Annotated in this window: 20 protein-coding genes; 5 read left to right on the forward strand and 15 right to left on the reverse strand. The window is 58.6% G+C overall.

What is annotated here, in order from left to right; all coding sequences use genetic code 11:
- Positions 1–114 precede the first annotated feature (114 nt).
- The 8 genes from ruvB to JFT91_RS12255 all read right to left on the reverse strand — a co-directional run bounded on the left by ruvB (position 115) and on the right by JFT91_RS12255 (position 6,681).
- Positions 115–1,176 carry a Holliday junction branch migration DNA helicase RuvB gene (gene ruvB / locus JFT91_RS12220; protein WP_201232507.1) on the reverse strand — a complete coding sequence of 354 codons (1,062 nt, stop codon included), beginning with the start codon at positions 1,174–1,176 and terminating at the stop codon, positions 115–117.
- Positions 1,177–1,785 (reverse strand): Holliday junction branch migration protein RuvA, encoded by a 609-nt coding sequence (gene ruvA / locus JFT91_RS12225; RefSeq protein ID WP_003227522.1) that lies wholly within the window; start codon positions 1,783–1,785, stop codon positions 1,177–1,179.
- A 114-nt stretch (positions 1,786–1,899) separates the two neighbouring features.
- Positions 1,900–2,427, reverse strand: a complete 528-nt coding sequence (gene ruvC / locus JFT91_RS12230; protein ID WP_007951206.1) for a crossover junction endodeoxyribonuclease RuvC — start codon at positions 2,425–2,427, stop codon at positions 1,900–1,902.
- 158 nt (positions 2,428–2,585) lie between these two features.
- On the reverse strand, positions 2,586–3,332 hold the full coding sequence (locus JFT91_RS12235; RefSeq protein ID WP_034153419.1) for a YebC/PmpR family DNA-binding transcriptional regulator: 747 nt from the start codon (positions 3,330–3,332) through the stop codon (positions 2,586–2,588).
- A gap of 126 nt (positions 3,333–3,458) precedes the next feature.
- Positions 3,459–5,234: an aspartate--tRNA ligase gene (aspS, locus tag JFT91_RS12240; RefSeq protein WP_201228257.1), complete on the reverse strand. Its 1,776-nt coding sequence runs from the start codon at positions 5,232–5,234 to the stop codon at positions 3,459–3,461.
- 99 nt (positions 5,235–5,333) lie between these two features.
- Positions 5,334–5,555, reverse strand: coding sequence for an FmdB family zinc ribbon protein (locus JFT91_RS12245; RefSeq protein ID WP_201149061.1), 222 nt, complete (start codon positions 5,553–5,555; stop codon positions 5,334–5,336).
- A 133-nt stretch (positions 5,556–5,688) separates the two neighbouring features.
- The gene (locus tag JFT91_RS12250) at positions 5,689–6,027 is read right to left on the reverse strand and encodes a ribbon-helix-helix domain-containing protein (protein WP_201228258.1); all 339 of its coding nucleotides are present in this window, start codon (positions 6,025–6,027) and stop codon (positions 5,689–5,691) included.
- Between the two features lie 183 nt (positions 6,028–6,210).
- Entirely contained in the window at positions 6,211–6,681 is a 471-nt protein-coding gene (locus JFT91_RS12255; protein ID WP_201228259.1) for a Dps family protein, read from the reverse strand.
- A gap of 313 nt (positions 6,682–6,994) precedes the next feature.
- Between JFT91_RS12255 and JFT91_RS29865 the strand changes: the two genes are divergently transcribed.
- Entirely contained in the window at positions 6,995–7,597 is a 603-nt protein-coding gene (locus tag JFT91_RS29865) for a cold-shock protein (protein WP_122589597.1), read from the forward strand.
- Positions 7,598–7,679: 82 nt separating this feature from the next.
- On the opposite strand, the gene JFT91_RS12265 is transcribed toward JFT91_RS29865, so the two are convergent.
- Together JFT91_RS12265 and JFT91_RS12270 are read right to left on the reverse strand one after the other, a co-directional pair.
- Positions 7,680–7,886: a SlyX family protein gene (locus tag JFT91_RS12265; RefSeq protein ID WP_201228260.1), complete on the reverse strand. Its 207-nt coding sequence runs from the start codon at positions 7,884–7,886 to the stop codon at positions 7,680–7,682.
- A gap of 3 nt (positions 7,887–7,889) precedes the next feature.
- Positions 7,890–8,315 carry an HIT domain-containing protein gene (locus tag JFT91_RS12270; protein ID WP_201228261.1) on the reverse strand — a complete coding sequence of 142 codons (426 nt, stop codon included), beginning with the start codon at positions 8,313–8,315 and terminating at the stop codon, positions 7,890–7,892.
- Positions 8,316–9,211: 896 nt separating this feature from the next.
- Between JFT91_RS12270 and JFT91_RS12275 the strand changes: the two genes are divergently transcribed.
- A complete protein-coding gene (locus JFT91_RS12275; protein WP_201232508.1) occupies positions 9,212–10,576 on the forward strand; it encodes an OprD family porin in 1,365 nt (454 codons plus the stop codon).
- 117 nt (positions 10,577–10,693) lie between these two features.
- On the opposite strand, the gene JFT91_RS12280 is transcribed toward JFT91_RS12275, so the two are convergent.
- Together JFT91_RS12280 and JFT91_RS12285 are read right to left on the reverse strand one after the other, a co-directional pair.
- Entirely contained in the window at positions 10,694–11,536 is an 843-nt protein-coding gene (locus JFT91_RS12280; RefSeq protein ID WP_201232509.1) for a mechanosensitive ion channel family protein, read from the reverse strand.
- 181 nt (positions 11,537–11,717) lie between these two features.
- Positions 11,718–12,203, reverse strand: a complete 486-nt coding sequence (locus JFT91_RS12285; RefSeq protein ID WP_007912755.1) for a YajQ family cyclic di-GMP-binding protein — start codon at positions 12,201–12,203, stop codon at positions 11,718–11,720.
- 140 nt (positions 12,204–12,343) lie between these two features.
- Here JFT91_RS12285 and JFT91_RS12290 point away from each other — a divergent pair, with 140 nt between their 5' ends.
- The 3 genes from JFT91_RS12290 to JFT91_RS12300 are packed head-to-tail and all read left to right on the forward strand — an operon-like array spanning position 12,344 to position 15,931.
- Complete coding sequence (locus JFT91_RS12290) at positions 12,344–13,261, forward strand: putative 2-dehydropantoate 2-reductase (protein ID WP_201228262.1); 918 nt, start codon at positions 12,344–12,346, stop codon at positions 13,259–13,261.
- A gap of 45 nt (positions 13,262–13,306) precedes the next feature.
- A complete protein-coding gene (locus tag JFT91_RS12295) occupies positions 13,307–15,343 on the forward strand; it encodes a sensor histidine kinase (protein WP_201232510.1) in 2,037 nt (678 codons plus the stop codon).
- A 3-nt stretch (positions 15,344–15,346) separates the two neighbouring features.
- On the forward strand, positions 15,347–15,931 hold the full coding sequence (locus tag JFT91_RS12300) for a cob(I)yrinic acid a,c-diamide adenosyltransferase (RefSeq protein ID WP_201232511.1): 585 nt from the start codon (positions 15,347–15,349) through the stop codon (positions 15,929–15,931).
- A 121-nt stretch (positions 15,932–16,052) separates the two neighbouring features.
- Here the strand turns inward: JFT91_RS12300 and JFT91_RS12305 are convergent, their stop codons facing one another.
- The 3 genes from JFT91_RS12305 to argJ form a co-directional block, all read right to left on the reverse strand.
- On the reverse strand, positions 16,053–17,000 hold the full coding sequence (locus tag JFT91_RS12305) for a Nudix family hydrolase (protein ID WP_201228264.1): 948 nt from the start codon (positions 16,998–17,000) through the stop codon (positions 16,053–16,055).
- Positions 16,997–17,629 (reverse strand): glutathione S-transferase family protein, encoded by a 633-nt coding sequence (locus JFT91_RS12310; protein ID WP_201232512.1) that lies wholly within the window; start codon positions 17,627–17,629, stop codon positions 16,997–16,999. Before JFT91_RS12310 ends, JFT91_RS12305 begins: the two co-directional genes overlap by 4 nt.
- A gap of 152 nt (positions 17,630–17,781) precedes the next feature.
- Entirely contained in the window at positions 17,782–18,999 is a 1,218-nt protein-coding gene (gene argJ / locus JFT91_RS12315) for a bifunctional glutamate N-acetyltransferase/amino-acid acetyltransferase ArgJ (RefSeq protein ID WP_201232513.1), read from the reverse strand.
- Between the last annotated feature and the right edge of the window lie 101 nt (positions 19,000–19,100).

A 19,100-nucleotide genomic window follows, 5' to 3' on the forward strand; every position in this document is an offset into this window, starting at 1 on the left:
CTCCTCGGGTTGCCAATCCGGCCAGGCAACTGTTTTTCATGGTTTCAGGGCTTTACTGCAAAAGTACCGTCGTCTGACAGTACAAACCCTGAATAAATCGCCAAAAAATGTGTATCAATCTTCCACGGCATCGAGAAACTCGTCTACCACGGGCATCTCACCCATTCGTGACGGAATGTTTAAACCGAAATGCAAATACGCATGCCGCGTCACCACCCTGCCCCGTGGCGTGCGCATGATGTAACCCTGTTGAATCAGGTACGGCTCCAGCACATCTTCAATGGTGTGACGCTCTTCGCTGATTGCAGCAGCAAGACTGTCGATGCCCACCGGGCCGCCATCAAACTTCTCGATCATGGTCAGCAGCAGCCGCCGGTCCTGATGATCGAAACCGTGTTCGTCGACATCCAGCAGGTTCAACGCCAGGTCAGCCACCGATTTGGTGATATGGCCGTTGGCGCGTACTTCGGCAAAATCGCGCACGCGGCGCAGCAGACGATTGGCGATTCGCGGCGTACCACGGGCGCGCCGAGCGATTTCGAAAGAACCCTCCGGATCCAGCGGCAGACCAAGGATAGCCGCCGACCGACTGACAATCGTCGCCAGATCGGCAGTGCTATAGAACTCAAGACGCTGGACGATACCAAAGCGGTCACGCAACGGATTGGTCAGCATACCGGCGCGAGTGGTCGCCCCCACCAGGGTGAAAGGTGGCAGATCGAGCTTGATCGAGCGCGCTGCTGGCCCTTCGCCGATCATGATGTCGAGCTGGAAATCTTCCATCGCCGGGTACAGCACTTCTTCAACGATTGGCGACAGACGATGGATTTCGTCGATAAACAGCACATCGTGCGGTTCAAGGTTGGTCAGCAGTGCGGCCAGATCGCCCGGACGTTCCAGCACCGGGCCCGAGGTGCTCTTGATCGACACGCCCATTTCCTGGGCAATGATGTTGGCCAGCGTGGTTTTACCCAACCCCGGCGGGCCGAAGATCAGCGTGTGATCGAGGGATTCACTACGGCCACGGGCGGCCTGGATGAACAGTTCCATCTGTTCGCGCACGGTCGGCTGGCCAATGTAGTCGGCCAGACTGACCGGGCGAATGGCGCGGTCCTGGACTTCTTCGCGCTCGCGCGGGCTGTGCGCAGCGGCGATCAGACGATCAGCTTCAATCACTTAAATCATTCCCTTCAGGGCGCGGCGGATCAGGTCTTCACTGCTCAAATTCTTGTCCTTGATGGCGGTAATCGCCTTGCTCGCTTCCTGCGGCTTGTAGCCCAGGGAAATCAGCGCACTCACTGCATCGTTCTCGGCGGTGTTGACCGGCGCCGGGCCGTCGGGCTGATTCGGTACCAGGGCAAACATGGCCGGCGAGGTTTCCCAGGCCTTGAAGCGATCTTTCAGTTCGACCAGCAAACGCTCGGCAGTTTTCTTGCCGACGCCCGGCACCTTGGTCAGGGCCGAGGTGTCCTGGGACTGTACGCAGCGGATCAGTTCGTCGACCTCCAGGCTCGACATCAATGCCAGCGCCAATTTCGGCCCGACACCATTGAGACGGATCAACTCGCGAAAAAAGTCTCGCTCACGCTTGCCGGCAAAACCATAGAGTAACTGCGCGTCTTCGCGTACGACCAAATGGGTGTGCAGGGTCAGTGGTTCACCGACCGACGGCAGACGATAAAGCGTGGTCATGGGCACTTCCAGCTCATACCCGAGGCCGTTTACATCGAGAATCAGGTGCGGCGGCTGTTTCTCAGCCAGAGTGCCGCGCAAGCGTCCAATCACGTTTCAGATCCTTGAGCGTTGGCCAGCCGTGGGCTGGCGACTGTCGAAAGGCGGATCAAGGGCCGACGACCCAGGCGCAAAAATCCGCTTTCAGGAAAATTGATGCTGATGCTATCAGAGACGCAAGCGCCCGCCACGACTGCGTGCAGTGCCCAAGCCATGCGGTAGCAGACTGGAACGGGTGTGCGCGTGACAAATGGCGATGGCCAGGGCGTCGGAGGCATCGATCTGCGGTTTGCTGGTCAGCTTGAGCATGTGCATGACCATCATCTGCACTTGTTCTTTATTGGCGGCGCCGGTGCCCACCACGGCCTGCTTGACCTGAGTGGCGGTGTATTCGGCGATCTCCAGGCTCTCTTCAGCGCCAGCGACAATCGCAGCGCCACGAGCCTGCCCCAGCTTCAGCGCCGAATCGGCATTTTTCGCCATGAACACCTTTTCGATGCCCATGGTCACCGGGCCATAAGTCTGGATGATCTCACGCACGCCGCGATAAACAATTTGCAAACGCTCATGCAATTCGCCTGCGCCGGTGCGGATGCAGCCAGAGGCCACATAAATGCAGCCGCCACGCCCGGTATCACGAACAATCCCGTAACCGGTGATGCGCGAGCCGGGGTCGATACCAAGAATTAAAGTCATAACGCCTGCAGATTCGGTAAAAGCACGGTTTTCAATTCAACCCATAACAAATGTGGGAGCGAGCCTGCTCGCGAAAGCGGTTTCATCATTGGCAACAATGTTGCCTGAAAATCCGCCTTCGCGAGCAGGCTCGCTCCCACATTGAAGACTAGTCGCTCTCAACCGAGCTGAGCGGCCACGTCTTCAGGAATGTCCGCGTTGGAATAAACGTTCTGCACGTCATCCAGGTCTTCAAGCATGTCGATCAGCTTGAGTACCTTCTCTGCACCTTCCAGATCCAGTTCGGCACTGGTGGTCGGCTGCATGACGATTTCCGCGTCATCACCTTTGAACCCGGCGGCTTCCAGCGCGTTACGCACCGCGTAGAAACTGGTGAACGAGGTAAACACGTCAATCGAACCGTCTTCGTGAGTGACCACGTCATCGGCGTCGGCTTCCAGTGCAGCCTCGGTCAGTGCGTCTTCATCGACGCCCGGCGCGAAGCTGATCTGGCCTTTGCGCTCGAACAGGTACGCCACTGAACCGTCGGTGCCGAGGTTGCCCCCGCACTTGCTGAACGCATGGCGTACGGCTGCCGCAGTACGGTTGCGGTTGTCGGTCATGCACTCGACCATCACCGCCACGCCGCCCGGGCCGTACCCTTCGTAGGTCAGCTCTTCAACGTTGTCCGCTTCGGTGGCACCGGCGCCGCGCGCAACGGCGCGGTCGATGATGTCGCGGCTCATGTTGGCGCTCAACGCCTTGTCGAGGGCCAGACGCAGACGCGGGTTGGAGCCCGGATCGCCGCCGCCCTGACGGGCCGCAACGGTCAGCTCACGAATCCACTTGGTGAAGATCTTGCCTCTCTTGGCATCCTGACGTTCTTTGCGGTGCTTGATGTTCGCCCACTTGGAATGACCTGCCATAACTCGCTCCGAATTCTCTTTGAAACGTTGCCCGCCCTGCTCATGCAGCGGCCAGCAAACAAAAAATCTCGACCTGCTCTCTAGAAAGAAAAAAGGCGCATCCGAAGATGCGCCTTCAGGCCCGTCTTACTCAGCCTTTGGCGTTTCGCGCAAACGAATGTGCAGCTCGCGCAGTGCCTTGGCATCCACCACACCCGGCGCTTGCGTCATCACGTCAGCAGCACTCTGGGTTTTCGGGAAGGCGATCACTTCACGGATCGACTGAGCGCCGGTCATCAGCATCACCAGACGGTCCAGACCGAAAGCCAGACCACCGTGTGGCGGTGCACCGTACTTCAGCGCGTCGAGCAGGAAGCCGAATTTCTCTTCCTGTTCCGCTTCGTTGATGCCCAGCAGGCGGAATACCGCTTGCTGCATTTCCTTGCGGTGAATACGGATCGAACCGCCACCCAGCTCAGTGCCGTTCAGCACCATGTCGTAGGCACGGGACAGAGCGCCGGCCGGGTTGGCCTCCAGCTCTTCTGGCGAGCACTTCGGCGCGGTGAACGGGTGGTGCAGCGCGGAGAAGCTGCCGTCGTCGTTTTCTTCGAACATCGGGAAGTCGACAACCCACATTGGTGCCCATTTGCAGGTCAGCAGGTTGAGGTCGTGACCGAGCTTGATGCGCAGCGCGCCCAAGGCTTCGCTGACGATCTTGGCCTTGTCGGCGCCGAAGAACACGATGTCGCCGTCAACTGCGCCAACGCGATCAAGGATGGCATTGAGGTTGTCCAGCGGGATGTTTTTCACGATCGGCGATTGCAGACCGTCAACACCGGCTGCGCGCTCGTTGACCTTGATGTATGCCAGGCCCTTGGCACCGTAGATGCCGACGAACTTGGTGTAGTCGTCGATCTGCTTGCGCGGCATGCTCGCCCCGCCTGGAACGCGCAGTGCGGCGATGCGGCATTTCGGGTCGTTGGCCGGGCCGCTGAACACCTTGAAATCAACTTCTTTGAGTTGATCGGCAACGTCGACCAGCTCCAGCGGAATACGCAGGTCTGGCTTGTCGGAACCGTAACGGCGCATGGCTTCTTCGAAGGTCATGTGCGGGAACTCGCCGAATTCCAGATCCAGCACTTCCTTGAACAGGTTGCGGATCATTTGCTCGGTCAGGCCCATGATCTCTTTTTCATCGAGGAAGCTGGTCTCGATGTCGATCTGGGTGAATTCAGGCTGACGGTCGGCACGCAAGTCTTCGTCACGGAAGCACTTGGCGATCTGGTAGTAACGGTCGAAACCGGCAACCATCAGCAGTTGTTTGAACAGTTGCGGCGATTGCGGCAGGGCGAAGAACGAACCGGCGTGGGTACGGCTTGGCACCAGATAGTCACGCGCACCTTCAGGGGTGGCACGGGTCAGGATCGGCGTTTCAACGTCGAGGAAGCCGTTTTCGTCGAGGAAGCGACGGATGCTGGTGGTCATGCGCGAACGCAGACGCAGCTTCTCGGCCATTTCCGGACGACGCAGGTCGAGGAAACGATAGCGCAGACGGGTTTCTTCGCCGACGTCGGAGAATTCGTTCAGTGGGAACGGCGGGGTTTCCGACTCGTTCAGCACTTCCAGCTCGTAGCCCAGCACTTCGATCATGCCCGACGCCATGTTGGCGTTGGTCGCACCGGCCGGACGCAGACGTACCTTGCCGGTGATCTTCACCACGTATTCACTGCGCACGCGATCGGCAGCGGCGAAGCTTTCGGCGCGATCCGGATCGAATACCACTTGGGCCAGACCATCACGATCACGGATATCGAGGAAAATCACCCCGCCGTGGTCGCGACGACGGTGAACCCATCCGCAAAGGGTAATTTCCTGGCCTTCCAGGCTTTCGTTCAGTTGGCCGCAATAGTGGCTGCGCATCATGATAATGGTTCGCTTCTCGTCATTCGATATTCGGTGGAGATCCCGTTGCTCTCAAGCAATGCGGAAACTCACGCGTGTCGTTCAACCTGGGGTTGAACCCTAGTCAGATTTGTCGCCACCGGCCAGATTCTTCTTGGCGCCGGTCTTGAAATCGGTTTCGTACCAACCGCCGCCACTGAGGCGAAAGCCTGGCATCGACAGTTGTTTCTTCAACTCTGGCGCCTGGCAGGCAGGGCAGTCGACCAGCGGTGACTCGCTGATCTTTTGAATGGCTTCCAACTGATGACCACAGGAAGCGCATTGGTAATCGTACATCGGCATGGGGGTGTCTCGGCGATCAGATTGCCACCGCGCGCAGGGCTTTGCGGCGAAAGGGCGGGATTATATCCATTAAATGCGGGCTGTGCAGCCGTAACACTGCACAGTCCGACACCTTGCCTGCAACCGCTGTTGTTCAAAGCGCAGGCGCTGGCGTCACCTCCCTGCCCTCGTTCATCACGCAGACCACCCGCACCAGCGCGCTGAAGTTTTTCACGCCACCGTGGCGCAATTGCACCTGGCGATCAACGTGGGACAACAGCGAGCTGATCGAACAGCAGTTATTGCGCGCCATGTTGCCAAGGATATTCCAGTACACCTGCTCGAGCCGCAGGCAGGTTGCATAACCATTCAAACGCACGGATCGCGACAGCGGTCGGACCAATGCCATGTCGAACTCGTTGATGAACGGGCCGACGATAAATTCCTGTGGCGGCCCGACAATCCTGTCGTTTCGCCTGTCTGCATCTTCCATTTCGGTGACACTCCTTTGCCATCTCTGCGGGTTATTTGAAGCCACATCCTGTGACTTCATAAAACCGCAGACGCAAAGTTATATCCAGATGACTTATTGACCATCAACGTAGGATAAGCCAACGAAACAGGTAAGAGTCTGGACAGCGCGCGAGCACCTGGTCGAGATGCCCGCGCGGCTGGGTCATGCTTCCAGCAGCGCGCGCAGCATCCACGCGGTTTTTTCATGCACTTGCATACGCTGGGTCAGCAGGTCGGCGGTGGGCTCATCGCTGACTTTGTCGAGCAACGGGAAGATACCGCGAGCCGTGCGGGTCACCGCTTCCTGACCGGCAACCAGTTGCTTGATCATGTCCTCGGCAGCCGGTACGCCCTCCTCTTCCTTAATAGAAGAAAGACGCGCGTAGGTGGCATAGGCACCCGGCGCCGGGAAACCGAGGGCGCGAATGCGCTCGGCGATCAAATCCACGGCAAGCGCCAGTTCGTTGTATTGCTCTTCGAACATCAAGTGCAGCGTGCGGAACATCGGCCCGGTAACGTTCCAGTGGAAGTTGTGGGTTTTCAAATACAGCACGTAGGTGTCCGACAGCAGACGCGACAGCCCTTCAACGATGGACTTGCGATCCTCTTCACTGATACCGATATCGATTGCCATGTTTTACCCCCTAACGGCGATTGAATTCATCCAAAGGTGCAGACCCACTCTAGCAAGGCTGTCGACACCTCGCAGCCCCGATCACGCACACAGGCTGCGACAAATCGACCGGCACCTTGCCACTGGCCGGGCTGATTTGAGTCGCTGCAGGCTTTGCTGTTAAATAGGCAGTGTGTCGCCATGCCCAATTTTCCGGGGTGTTGCGCATAGGCTGATGCCGTGTACGTGCCTACCGCCTCTTTATTTTGTTGTGAAGCGAACCGTACGCCTTCAGCTCTTCCTTGTGAGCCGTCATAAACGTGAGCCAATTAAAATGTTGAAAATCGTCCACCTGCTAATGGGCGCAGCGGCCTTGCTGCTGTCGTTCATACCCAGCTTGAAATCCGAAGCCGTTCCCTACCTGCAACAACCCGACGCACTCTACCTGGCCTTTTTCGGCCTGCTGAACCTGGTCATCGCTCCAGTGATTCCTTACTGGAACAAAGGCCCGCGTCAGCATCTGCAAAATCTGGTCAGCGCGCTTCTGGTGCTGACTGTCGTCCTGCAAACCTTGACCCTGATCGCGCCGATGCCTGTCATCGCCGGCCAGCCAGCTGTGTTGTTCAGCCTGGTGATTGCGCTGGTTGCCGTTATCCTGCACCTGGCTGTCAGCTTCTATCGATCTTCACCGGCTGCCGCGCCAACCAGCTACGACATGACCAACCGCGATACCGGCACCGTCAAGTGGTTCAACACCTCCAAAGGCTTCGGCTTTATCTCGCGCGATTCCGGCGATGATATTTTCGTGCACTTTCGTGCAATCCGTGGCGAAGGCCACCGCGTTCTGGTCGAAGGCCAGCGCGTGGAATTCTCGGTGATGAACCGAGACAAAGGCCTGCAAGCCGAGGACGTGATCGCCGCTCTGCCGCGTCGCTGATCCGAGGCAATAAAAAACCGCGAACAGCCTGGCTGTTCGCGGTTTTTTATTGCCCTCAATTTCTATTAAAGCAAACGGCTCCTTAATAGTGCGGCGGTGGCGCTTCTTCTTCGAACGACTCGAACTGCCCGACCATTTCCTCCTGACGCTTGAGCAATGCCGCCATCTGCAATTGCAGACGATCAACCACACGCTGCTGCGCGACCAGCACGTCGTTCAACGCCTGAATAGTGTCATCCTGAAACGCCAGACGGCTTTCCAGATCCATAACGCGTTGTTCCAGGCTCATGCTTCAGCCCTCCAGAAACGTGAAGTCTTCGGTCAACACCAGACGCAACCGCTCGCGAATGGCCGCTGCTTGCTCGGCGCTGTAAGGCTTGGCCGGGTGCTTGCCCCAGACCGGCGCCGGCCAGGCGGCGTCATCCCGTTTACGCACGATCACATGCATGTGCATCTGGCTGACCACGTTACCCAGCGTCGCGACGTTCATTTTGTCAGCGTCGAACAGATCCTTGAGCAACTCCGCCATTGCGGTGGTTTCCAGCCACAACTGCTGCTGATCGGCGACATCCAACTGAAACAACTCGCTGATATCGTCGCGGCGTGGCACCAGGATGAACCACGGGTAGTTGGCGTCGTTGGACAGCAATAGCCGGCAGAGCGGGAAGTCGCCGATAACCAGCGTGTCCTGTTGAAGTCGTGAATCTAAAGCAAACACTGCGTGCACTCCGGCTGATCGACATAGTGAGCTTAGCGGCCATCCCGCAGGACGTTGCACCAAGCGACAGACCGGCAGCATACCTGCGATTACGCCAGCCTTCACGACAGCAGTGCCCTCTCGTCATTCACCGCGCGCCCCGACATGTGACATTTACCGACACGCCGCACCAACAAAGACCCGAGAAAGGCAATGAACACCCGCAAATGACCGAAAAACGCTGATGCGTTCGAGATAGCCCACTCACCAAGCTGTGTGATTACAGGACAGCGTGCGATTTTTTTTGCACCAAAACCGCACAGTGCGTCTACGCTCATGCGTCGAAGCATCCGCCGAATACTCACTCCTGGGGTGAACCGGTAACGTTTTTGGCTGTCGCGTGCGGCTGACGCCGTGGCAACACCATTGCAGGAATGGCGTCAAGCCCTTGTAAAAATGGGCTTTGCGCCCCGTATTTATGAGGTTTTTACAGGTAACACGCGCTGTGCAGAAAAATAACCGCAGCGACATTGCGGTTTGTGCACGCTTGTTGCATTCGCACACATATGGACTATAAGCGCACCACACGATGTGGATGCCTCAAGCCCAACAAAAACAGTGGCAGGGTTGCCCGATGGAGATTCAAGTGTTTTGCCAGGGACTCTTTTTTAGCGATGCAAACGGCTAAAAAAACAGCGAGAAAGTTGTAGGCCCGATTGCATCGGTACTGTGAATTTGCGACATCTACACAACCGTCTGCGACAGCGTCGTAAAGAAGGTGAAAGGTTAGATTCGCAAGTATCGCCAACATTGTCTGCGTGATATAAGTTTGCGCCGACACAAAAAGAAAGAGCCGCCCAGATAATAAAACAGGTGGGACGGCAGTACTCTTCTAAAAACCAAAGGAGCAAATCACGATGCGCGTGATGAAGTGGAGCATGATCGCCCTGGCTGTAGCAGCAGCAGCCAGTACTCAGTTGGCTACGGCCGCCCCGTTTGTAAGTGATCAGTCTGAAGCCAAAGGCTTTGTTGAAGACGCGAAACTCACCGAGACGTTGAAGAACTACTACTTCAACCGCGACAACAAGAACGGTGGCGCTGACCAGAAAGACTGGACCCAAGGTTTCCTGGGTAACTTCACCTCCGGTTACACTCAAGGTACTGTCGGCGTAGGTATCGACGCTTTCGGTTACCTGGCTCTCAAACTGGACGGCGGTGACGGTACTTCCGGTTCGGGCAACATGAGCCGCAGCAACCACGTTGATCCTCTGAATGGTTCTCGCGATGTCGATGACAGCCAAGGTAAAGCCGGCGCTGCCATCAAATTCCGCGTTTCCAAAACCGAGCTGAAAGTCGGCGACCAGCAGCCAAGCACTGCTCCAGTGTTCGCTGTCGGCGGCTCCCGTATCATTCCGCAAACTGCCAGCGGCTTCCAGCTGCAGAGCAGCGAAGTCAAAGATCTTGACCTCGAAGCCGGTCACTTCTACTCGGCGACCAGCCAGGACAAGAACGCCCGCAACGGCGGTCTGTACGCGAATTACGCTGGCGTAGAAGCTGACTCGATCGACTATTTCGGCGGCAAATATGCCATCACCGAAAACCTGAGCGCATCGCTCTACGGCGCCAAACTGGAAGACATCTGGAACCAGTACTACGCCAACGTGAACCTCACCACCCCATTCGGTGGTGACACTTCGCTGAACACTGACTTCAACATCTACCGCACCACCGACACCGGTGACAAGCTGGCGGGTGACATCAGCAACACTGCCTTCTCCCTGGCAACTGCGCTGTCGTTCCTGAAAGCACACACCTTCACCCTGGCCTTCCAGAAGGTCAACGGCGACACCCTGTTCGACTACGTCGGTGTGGGTAAAAACAACCGTGGTGGCGACTCGATCTTCCTCGCCAACTCCATCCAGTACTCTGACTTCAACGGTCCTGGCGAGAAATCGGTTCAAGCCCGTTACGACCTGAAAATGGCTGAGTACGGCGTTCCAGGCCTGAGCTTCATGGTTCGTTACGTTAAAGGTTGGGACATCGACGGTACCGGTCTGGCTGCAAACAGCCAATACCGCACCAACACCGGCGCACCGCTGTACGGTGAAGACGGTAAACACCACGAAACCAACTTTGAAGCCAAATACGTTGTTCAGTCTGGCCCGGCTAAAGACCTGTCCTTCCGCATTCGTCAAGCCTGGCACACTGCCAACGCTGACCAAGGCGAAGGCGACGTTAAAGAGTTCCGTCTGATCACCGAATACCCACTGAACATCTTGTAATTGCCAGTGGTTAGTTTGGAAGCATAAAAAAGGCCCATCTTGCGATGGGCCTTTTTTATTGTCTGTCACTTGCAGTAATTGTCTGACCAACAAGTCAGGCAATTAATTAGCAACCTATCATTTTACTGCCGACTCCTGAACTACGCGAATCACCCGCTGCGGAAACGGGATATCAATACCAGCCGTTTTTAAGCGGTCGCGCGACTGTTCGTTAAACATGAACATCACGTCCCAATAGTCGGCGGTTTTAACCCAGACACGCAGGGAAACCGTGATCGAACTGTCACCCAGCGTCGAAATCACCGCTTGTGGCGCAGGATCCTGCAGAACGCGATCATCCTTGGCCAGATCCAGCAGCACCTGACGAGCCTTTTGCAGATCGGCTTCGTAATCGACACCCACATCGAACACAACCTTGCGGGTTGGCTGACGGTTGGTGTTGGTGATGATGCCGTTGGACAGGTTGCCGTTCGGCACGATGATGGTCTTGTTGTCGCCAGTACGCAGCACAGTGTGGAAAATCTGGATGCTGTCGACAGTACCCGATACGCCTTGCGCTTCGATCCAGTCACCGATGCGGAATGGACGGAACAGCAGAATCAGCACGCCGCCAGCGAAGTTCGCCAGGCTGCCCTGCAATGCCAGACCGATGGCCAGACCGGCAGCACCGATGGCAGCAACGAACGAGGTGGTTTCAACGCCGATCATCGACGCCACGCTGACGATCAGCAGCACCTTGAGAATGATGTTTGCCAGGCTGCTGATAAAGCCTTGCAGCGCCAGGTCAGCGTTACGCAGGGCCAGCAGACCACCGAGCTTTTGCGTGACCTTGTTGATCAACCACCAACCGATGGCCAGAGTGATCACGGCCAGCAGCACGCGGCTGCCGTATTCCATGATCATCGGTATCCACGCCTGGGACGCCTTGACCAGGTTGTCTACCTCAGTATTCAAATCCATGTTCTATCTCCTGATTTCCGGCCATTCGGCACGCGAAAGATGAACGGCAGAAAACCGCCGGGTTGTACATAAATGCAATGTGGGAGCGCGCCTGTTCGCGAAAGGCGTGTGTATTCAGCAATAAGGTTGACTGACACGCCGCCTTCGCGAGCAGGCTCGCTCCCACAGGGCCGCGGATAGCTTAGTCGCGGAAGTTGTTGAACTGCAGTGGCATGCCGAATTCCTTGGCACGCAGGGCCGCGATGGCTTCTTGCAGATCATCACGTTTCTTGCCGGTCACACGTACTTGCTCGCCCTGAATGGCGGCCTGTACTTTGAGCTTGGCATCCTTGATGTGGCCGACGATTTTCTTCGCCAGTTCCTTGTCGATGCCTTCTTTGAGCACGGCGTCCTGCTTCATCAGCTTGCCCGATGCATAGGCATCCTTGACCTCAAGGCACTGGACATCGATCTTGCGCTTGACCAGTGCCAGCTTGAGGATCTCGATCATCGCTTCCAGCTGGAACCCGGCTTCAGCGGTAAGACTGACGGTCAGGTCCTTTTCCTTGAACTCGAAACTGCCTTTGCCTTTCAGGTCATAACGACGATCGAGTTCCTTCACGGCGTTCTCGACCGCGTTGGTGAGTTCGTGTTTGTCCAGTTCGGATACCACGTCGAACGACGGCATGTAATCTCTCCAATAAAAAGGCGCGCTCAATGAGGATGGAGCGCGCTTGGCTTGCGGTTAAAATCGGGCTCATTATAACGGGTCTTTTCCTGACGACACGGCGAGCCGCACATGCCTGCAATCAAACGAGCAAAAAACTGATGTCCACCACCTGGCATGTTCTCGGCGCCGGCAGCCTCGGCACACTGTGGGCCACGCGACTGGCCCGCGCCGGTCTGCCGGTCAGGCTGATCGTGCGCGATACCATGCGCTTGCACAGCTATAAGGCAGCAGGCGGATTGACCCTCGTAGAAAACGGACAGGCCAACACCTATGCAGTTCCCGGCGAAACCCCGGACAGCCCCGAGCCGATCCGTCGTCTGCTGGTAGCCTGCAAGGCCTACGACGCCGAAAACGCCGTCGCCCGCCTCGCCTCGCGCCTGGCGGCGGATGCCGAGCTGATCCTGCTGCAAAACGGCCTGGGCAGTCAGGACGCCGTGGCCATGCAAGTGCCACAGGCGCGCTGCATCAGTGCCTCCAGTACCGAAGGCGCGTTTCGCGACGGTGACTGGCGCGTGGTGTTCGCCGGCCACGGTTACACCTGGCTGGGCGATGCCGGTCATCCGGTTGCGCCCATCTGGCTGGATGACCTGGAGGCCGCAAAAATCCCCCACGAATGGAGCACCGACATCCTCACCCGGCTATGGCGCAAGCTGGCACTCAACTGCGCGATCAACCCGCTGACCGTGCTGCACCATTGCCGCAACGGCGGATTGCAGGACCATCACTGCGAAGTCGCCACGTTGTGCGCCGAACTCGCCGAATTGCTCGAGCGTTGCGGCCAGCCCGCCGCCGCCGACAATCTGCAACAGGAGGTCGAACGGGTGATCCAGGCCACGGCCGCCAATTACTCATCGATGTATCAGGACGTCGCCAACCAGCGCCGCACCGAAATCAGCTATCTATTGGGCCACGCCTGCAAAGTCGCCGCGCGTCACCAATTGAACCTGCCGCACCTCAATCAATTGCAGCAGCGCCTGATCGCCCATCTCGGCAGCCTTGGATTGCCCAGCGACTGAGCAGCGGCTACGCTGGCCACTTGTTCCTTTGCTGCGATAAACCTGATGCCATTGCGCCAGCGCCTCGAAAACCTGCCAGTCGGCCAGAAACTGCTGGCCGCCCTGCTGGTGCTGTTGACCACGGTTCTGCTGGTCGCCAACCTGACCTTTATCAGCGCCGCCTACTACATCTCCCAGGAGAGCATGGCGCCCCAGGCCTTGCAGACCATTGGCAGGTTGATCGCCAACCCGAGCCTGGTCAGTGAAGCTCTGCAATCACCGCAAAGCGCCGAACGCCTGCTCAAGGAACTCGACAGCTATTCACCGCTGCGCGCGGCCGCCCTGTATGACGGCAAGGGCGAGCGGATCGCACAAGTGCAGCGCGGCGACAAACTCAATCTGCCGGAACGTTACCGCCACATCGAAGCCTGGCAGCTCACCGAATTTCGCAGCAACCAATTGATCACCCTGCCCCGCCCCGGCACCGCGCCGGGCCACTTGTTGCTGGTGGCCAGCAGCGAACTGCCCATGGCGTTCTACACCGGCACATTGACCGCGAGCCTCGGCATCCTGATTTTCAGTGTGTTGCTGTGGCTGGTGATTGCCCGGCAGATCAAGCGCCTGATCACCCGCCCGATCCATCAGCTTGAGGAGTTGTCGCGTCAGGTCACCCGTGAAGAGAACTATGCGCTGCGCGCCTCTCGCGGCAACCATGACGAAATCGGCAGCCTCGCCGAGGCGTTCAACACCATGCTCTCGCGCATCGAGGCGCGCGAACAGCAACTCAAGCGTGCTCGCGACGACTCGCAGGCCGCTTACGATCAGGCCCAGGGGCTGGCCGAAGAAACCCGCCACACCAACCGTAAACTGGAACTCGAAGTCCAGGTGCGCAGCAAGATCGAGAAGAAGCTCACCGGTTTTCAGAACTACCTCAACAGCATCATCGACTCGATGCCTTCGGCGCTGATCGCCCTCGATGAGCAGCTCTACGTCACCCAATGGAATCAGGAGGCCAGCGCGCTCTCCGGCACACGTCTGGACGAAGCGCTGAACCAGCCGATCTTCCTCGCCTTTGAACCGCTGAAGCCGTTTCTGCCGCAACTCAAGCAAACCGTCGAAGAACACACGGTGGCGAAGATCGAGCGCGTGACCTGGTTCAAGGACGACGAGCCCAAGCATTACGCCCTGACGTTTTATCCGTTGATGGGCGGTGCCGGGCGTGGCGTGGTGATCCGTATCGACGACATCACCCAGCGTTTGTCGCTGGAAGAAATGATGGTGCAGTCGGAAAAGATGCTCTCGGTCGGCGGCCTCGCCGCCGGTATGGCCCACGAGATCAACAACCCACTCGGCGCGATCCTGCACAACGTGCAAAACATCCGTCGACGGTTGTCGGCGGAGCTGCCGAAGAACCTCGAAACCGCCGAGCAACTGGGCATCGAACTGGACACGGTCAACCGCTACCTGCAAGGCCGCGAAGTGCCCAAGCTGCTCGACGGCATTCAACAGGCTGGCGCCCGCGCGGCGAAGATCGTCACCCATATGCTCAGTTTCAGCCGCCGCAGCACCCGGCAAATGGCCCCGTGCGATCTGCCGGCGCTGATCGATCAAGCAGTGGAAATTGCCGGCAACGACTTTGATCTGGCCATCGGTTTCGACTTCAAGGGCCAGGCAATCGTCCGTCAGTTCGACCCGGCGCTCGGCCCGGTGCCGGGCACCGCCAACGAACTTGAACAAGTGCTGCTCAACCTGCTGAAGAACGCCGCGCAGGCGATTCACCAGCGCGAGGACGACAGCGAGCCCGGGCGGATCATTCTGCGCACCAGACTCAATCCGCCGTGGGCCGAGATTCAGGTCGAGGACAATGGCATCGGCATGAGCGAGAGTGTGCGCAAACGCACCTTCGAGCCGTTCTTCACCACCAAGGAAATAGGCCAGGGCACAGGCCTTGGTTTGTCGGTGTCGTACTTCATCATCACCAACAATCACAAAGGCCAGATGGAAGTGCAGTCGGCGCCCGGCCAAGGCACCTGCTTCACCCTGCGCCTGCCGCTGGCGCAACCGGCGGCCATTGCGGCCGAAACCAATCAACTACCGAGGTAACCCATGGGCTTTCGCTTGTCGAAGATTTACACCCGCACCGGCGACAAAGGCGAAACCGGCCTGGGCGACGGCCGCCGCGTGCCGAAGGATCACCCACGCATTGAAGCGATTGGTGAAGTCGATACGCTGAACAGTCAGGTCGGCGTGTTGCTCGCAGGCCTGATCGCCGAGCGCGAGACTTATCCGGGATTGAATGAACTGATCGACGTGTTGGCGCCGTGTCAGCATCGTCTGTTCGATTTGGGCGGCGAACTGGCGATGCCGGAATATCAGGCGTTGAACGCGGCGGAGATCGAACGGCTCGAAGCGGCGATCGATGTGTGGAATGAGGAGCTGGGGCCGCTGGAGAATTTCATTCTGCCGGGTGGCTCGGTGCTGATTGCCCAGGCACACGTGTGCCGTAGTCTGGCACGCAGTGCCGAGCGGCGCTGCCAGCATTTGAATGCGCTGGAGCCGTTGGCCGGGGTTGGCCTGGCGTATATCAATCGGTTGTCGGATTTACTGTTTGTGGCGGCGCGGTTGATTGCGCGGCGGCAGGGGATTGCCGAAATCTTGTGGCAGCCTGCGGCTAAACCTTCAGATCTGTAGCGCCTGATCGGCCGCCATCGCTGGCAAGCCAGCTCCCACAGGGTTTTGGGTCGTTCACTAACACTGTGTTCACCAAAATACCTGTGGGAGCTGGCTTGCCAGCGATGAGGCCAGTGGCCTTTTACAAAGGTTCAGGCCAGAACGCGCGAATTCCCGCCACGCCTTGAGCCCCAGAACTCCAGGCCTTCTCCCGCTCCGCCGGGCCAACCCCGCCCAGCAGAAACACCGGTTTGCTAAACCCTTCGATCAATGTCGACGCCTGCTCCCAGCCCAGCGGTTGCGCATCCGGGTGCGTCAGCGTCGGTTGCACCGGCGACAGCGTCACAAAATCCACGCCCATCTGCTCAGCCAACGCCAACTCTTCAGCGTTGTGGCACGACGCCGCCAACCAGCGCTCCGCCGGCAACGGACGGCCTGCGGCTGCGTATTTACGCAACTGAGCAGAGGTGATGTGCCAACCGGCGGAAGGAAAATCGCCGAGCCATTCGAACGGCCCCTTGATCATCAGTTGCGCCTTGCCGGCACACAACCCGGCAGCATCCACCGCGAGGTCACGGTACTTGGGGTCGTAACCATTCGGGGCGCGCAACTGGATCAGTTTGATCCCGCCAGCAATTGCTTTCTGGATACCGCGCAGCAACGCCGGAGTTTCCAGATCTTCCGGAGTGATCAGGTATTCGGCGGGCAAACGCGCTGCAGCAACAATCGGCTGGTTGGCGGCCGGGAACTCGTAGCCCGCCAGCTCTTTCGCGGTCACCCAGGCCAATGGCTGGCCTTCGGCACCATGAGGCTCGCCGCTGAAGCTCGAAACTTCCCAGACATCCAGCAATACCTGCTTGTCGGGGTAGTCGTGACGTACTTTGATCAATGGTCGGGCGGCGCCTACAACAATGCCCAATTCTTCGTTCAATTCACGGGCCAGCGCCGTTTCGACCGACTCGTCGGCCTCGACTTTGCCACCAGGGAACTCCCACAAGCCACCCTGATGCTGGGTGTCGGCGCGGCGGGCGATGAGGATTTTGCCACTCTCGTCACGAATGACGGCGGCGGCGACGTGTACGCGTTTCACGGGTTCAGTTCCTCCAGTCCAGCCTTTTGCCACGCCTTGAAAGCGGGCCATTGGTAGACGGTTTCAACATAGGCTTCGTCGGCGGCCGGCAGCTTCACCTGATAGGTGCGCAGGCGCACGGCAATCGGCGCGAAAAAAGCATCGGCCAGGCTCACGCGGCCAAACAGATACGGCCCACTCTCGGTGGCGGCGGCGCGGCACTCGGCCCACAGCGCGAGCATGCGTTCGATATCGACCTTGACCTCCGGCGGCACCGGGTTCAGCGGCGCGTCGTGGCTGAGGTTGAACGGCATGTGATTGCGCATGGCAAAGAAGCCGCTGTGCATTTGCGCGCAGGCCGATCGGGCCTGAGCACGGGCGAAGATGTCGGTTGGCCAGAGCTGCTCGGACGGGAATTGCTCGGCGAGGTATTCGGCGATGGCCAGCGAATCGGCAATGGTTCCGCGTGCGGTTTGCAGCAGCGGCACCTTCGCGGTCGGCGAATGCTTGAGCAGCAGTTCGCGAGTGTCGGGCTTGCCGAGTTTGATCAATTCTTCGCTATAGGGCGCGCCGGTCAGTTCAAGCGCCAATGCCGCGCGCAGGGACCAGGAAGAAAGCAGTTTGTCGCCGATGATCAGGTGCAAGGACATGGTGTGGCGCCTTTTCGTCAGTGGAGAAACCTGGAGATTTGCATTCTTGAGCTGCCGTCTTCGCGAGCAGGCTCGCTCCCACATTGGATCGTGTTGTCAAAAATCCCCTGTGGGAGCGAGCCTGCTCGCGAAAGAAGCGACCCGATCCTGGATCAGGTGCGGTATTCGGCGTTGATCTTCACGTACTCATGCGACAGGTCGGTGGTCCAGATGGTTTCGCTGCAATCGCCGCGGCCCAACTCGATACGGATGGTGATCTCTTCCTGCTGCATCACCGCCGAGCCTTGCGCTTCAGTGTAGGTCGCTGCGCGAGCGCCACGGCTGGCGATGCACACATCGCCGAGGAACACGTCGATCTTGCTCACGTCCAGATCCGGCACGCCGGCACGACCGACGGCGGCGAGGATACGGCCCCAGTTCGGATCTGAAGCGAACAGCGCGGTCTTGATCAGCGGCGAGTGCGCCACGGTGTAGCCGACGTTCAGGCATTCCTGATGATTGCCGCCACCATTGACTTCAACGGTCACGAACTTGGTTGCGCCTTCGCCGTCACGCACGATGGCCTGGGCCACGTCCATGCACACTTCGAACACCGCTTGCTTCAGCTTGGCGAACAGCTCGCCTTCGGCACGGGTGATTTCCGGCAATGCAGCCTTGCCCGTGGCGATCAGCATGCAGCAGTCGTTGGTCGAGGTGTCGCCGTCGATAGTGATGCGGTTGAACGACTTGTTGGCGCCGTCGAGCATCAGGTTATGCAGCACATCGCGGGAGACTTTGGCGTCAGTGGCGATGTAACCGAGCATGGTCGCCATATTCGGGCGGATCATGCCCGCGCCTTTGCTGATGCCGGTGACAGTGATGGTCACACCGTCATGCTCGAACTGGCGGCTGGCGCCCTTCGGCAAGGTGTCGGTGGTCATGATCCCGGTGGCGGCCGCTTCCCAGTTGTTTTCCGACAGATCGTCCAGCGCCGCTTGCAGCGCGCCTTCGATCTTCTCGACCGGCAGCGGCTCACCAATCACACCGGTGGAGTACGGCAGAATCTGGCTGGCATCAACGCCAGTCAACTCGGCCAGTTTCGCGGTGGTGCGCTCGGCAGCAGCCAGGCCAGGCTCGCCGGTGCCGGCGTTGGCATTGCCGGTGTTGGTCAGCAAATAACGCACGGCGTTCTGTACGCGCTTTTTCGCCAGAATTACCGGTGCCGCACAAAAGGCGTTCAACGTGAACACGCCAGCCACCGTCGAGCCTTCGGCGCAGCGCATCACAACGACATCTTTGCGCCCGGGGCGCTTGATGCCGGCCGAGGCGATACCGAGTTCAAAACCGGCAACCGGGTGCAACGTTGGCAAAGGACCAAGACCAACAGCCATGAATGCGCTCCTTACTCAATGATGTCAGCACCGCCACTCACAGGGACGGTGATTTAAATGGCAAAACGCCGCGACGGCTTATGCCGGTCGCGGCGCGGGTA

The sequence above is a fragment of the Pseudomonas sp. TH08 genome (assembly GCF_016651275.1).
GTDB lineage: Bacteria > Pseudomonadota > Gammaproteobacteria > Pseudomonadales > Pseudomonadaceae > Aquipseudomonas.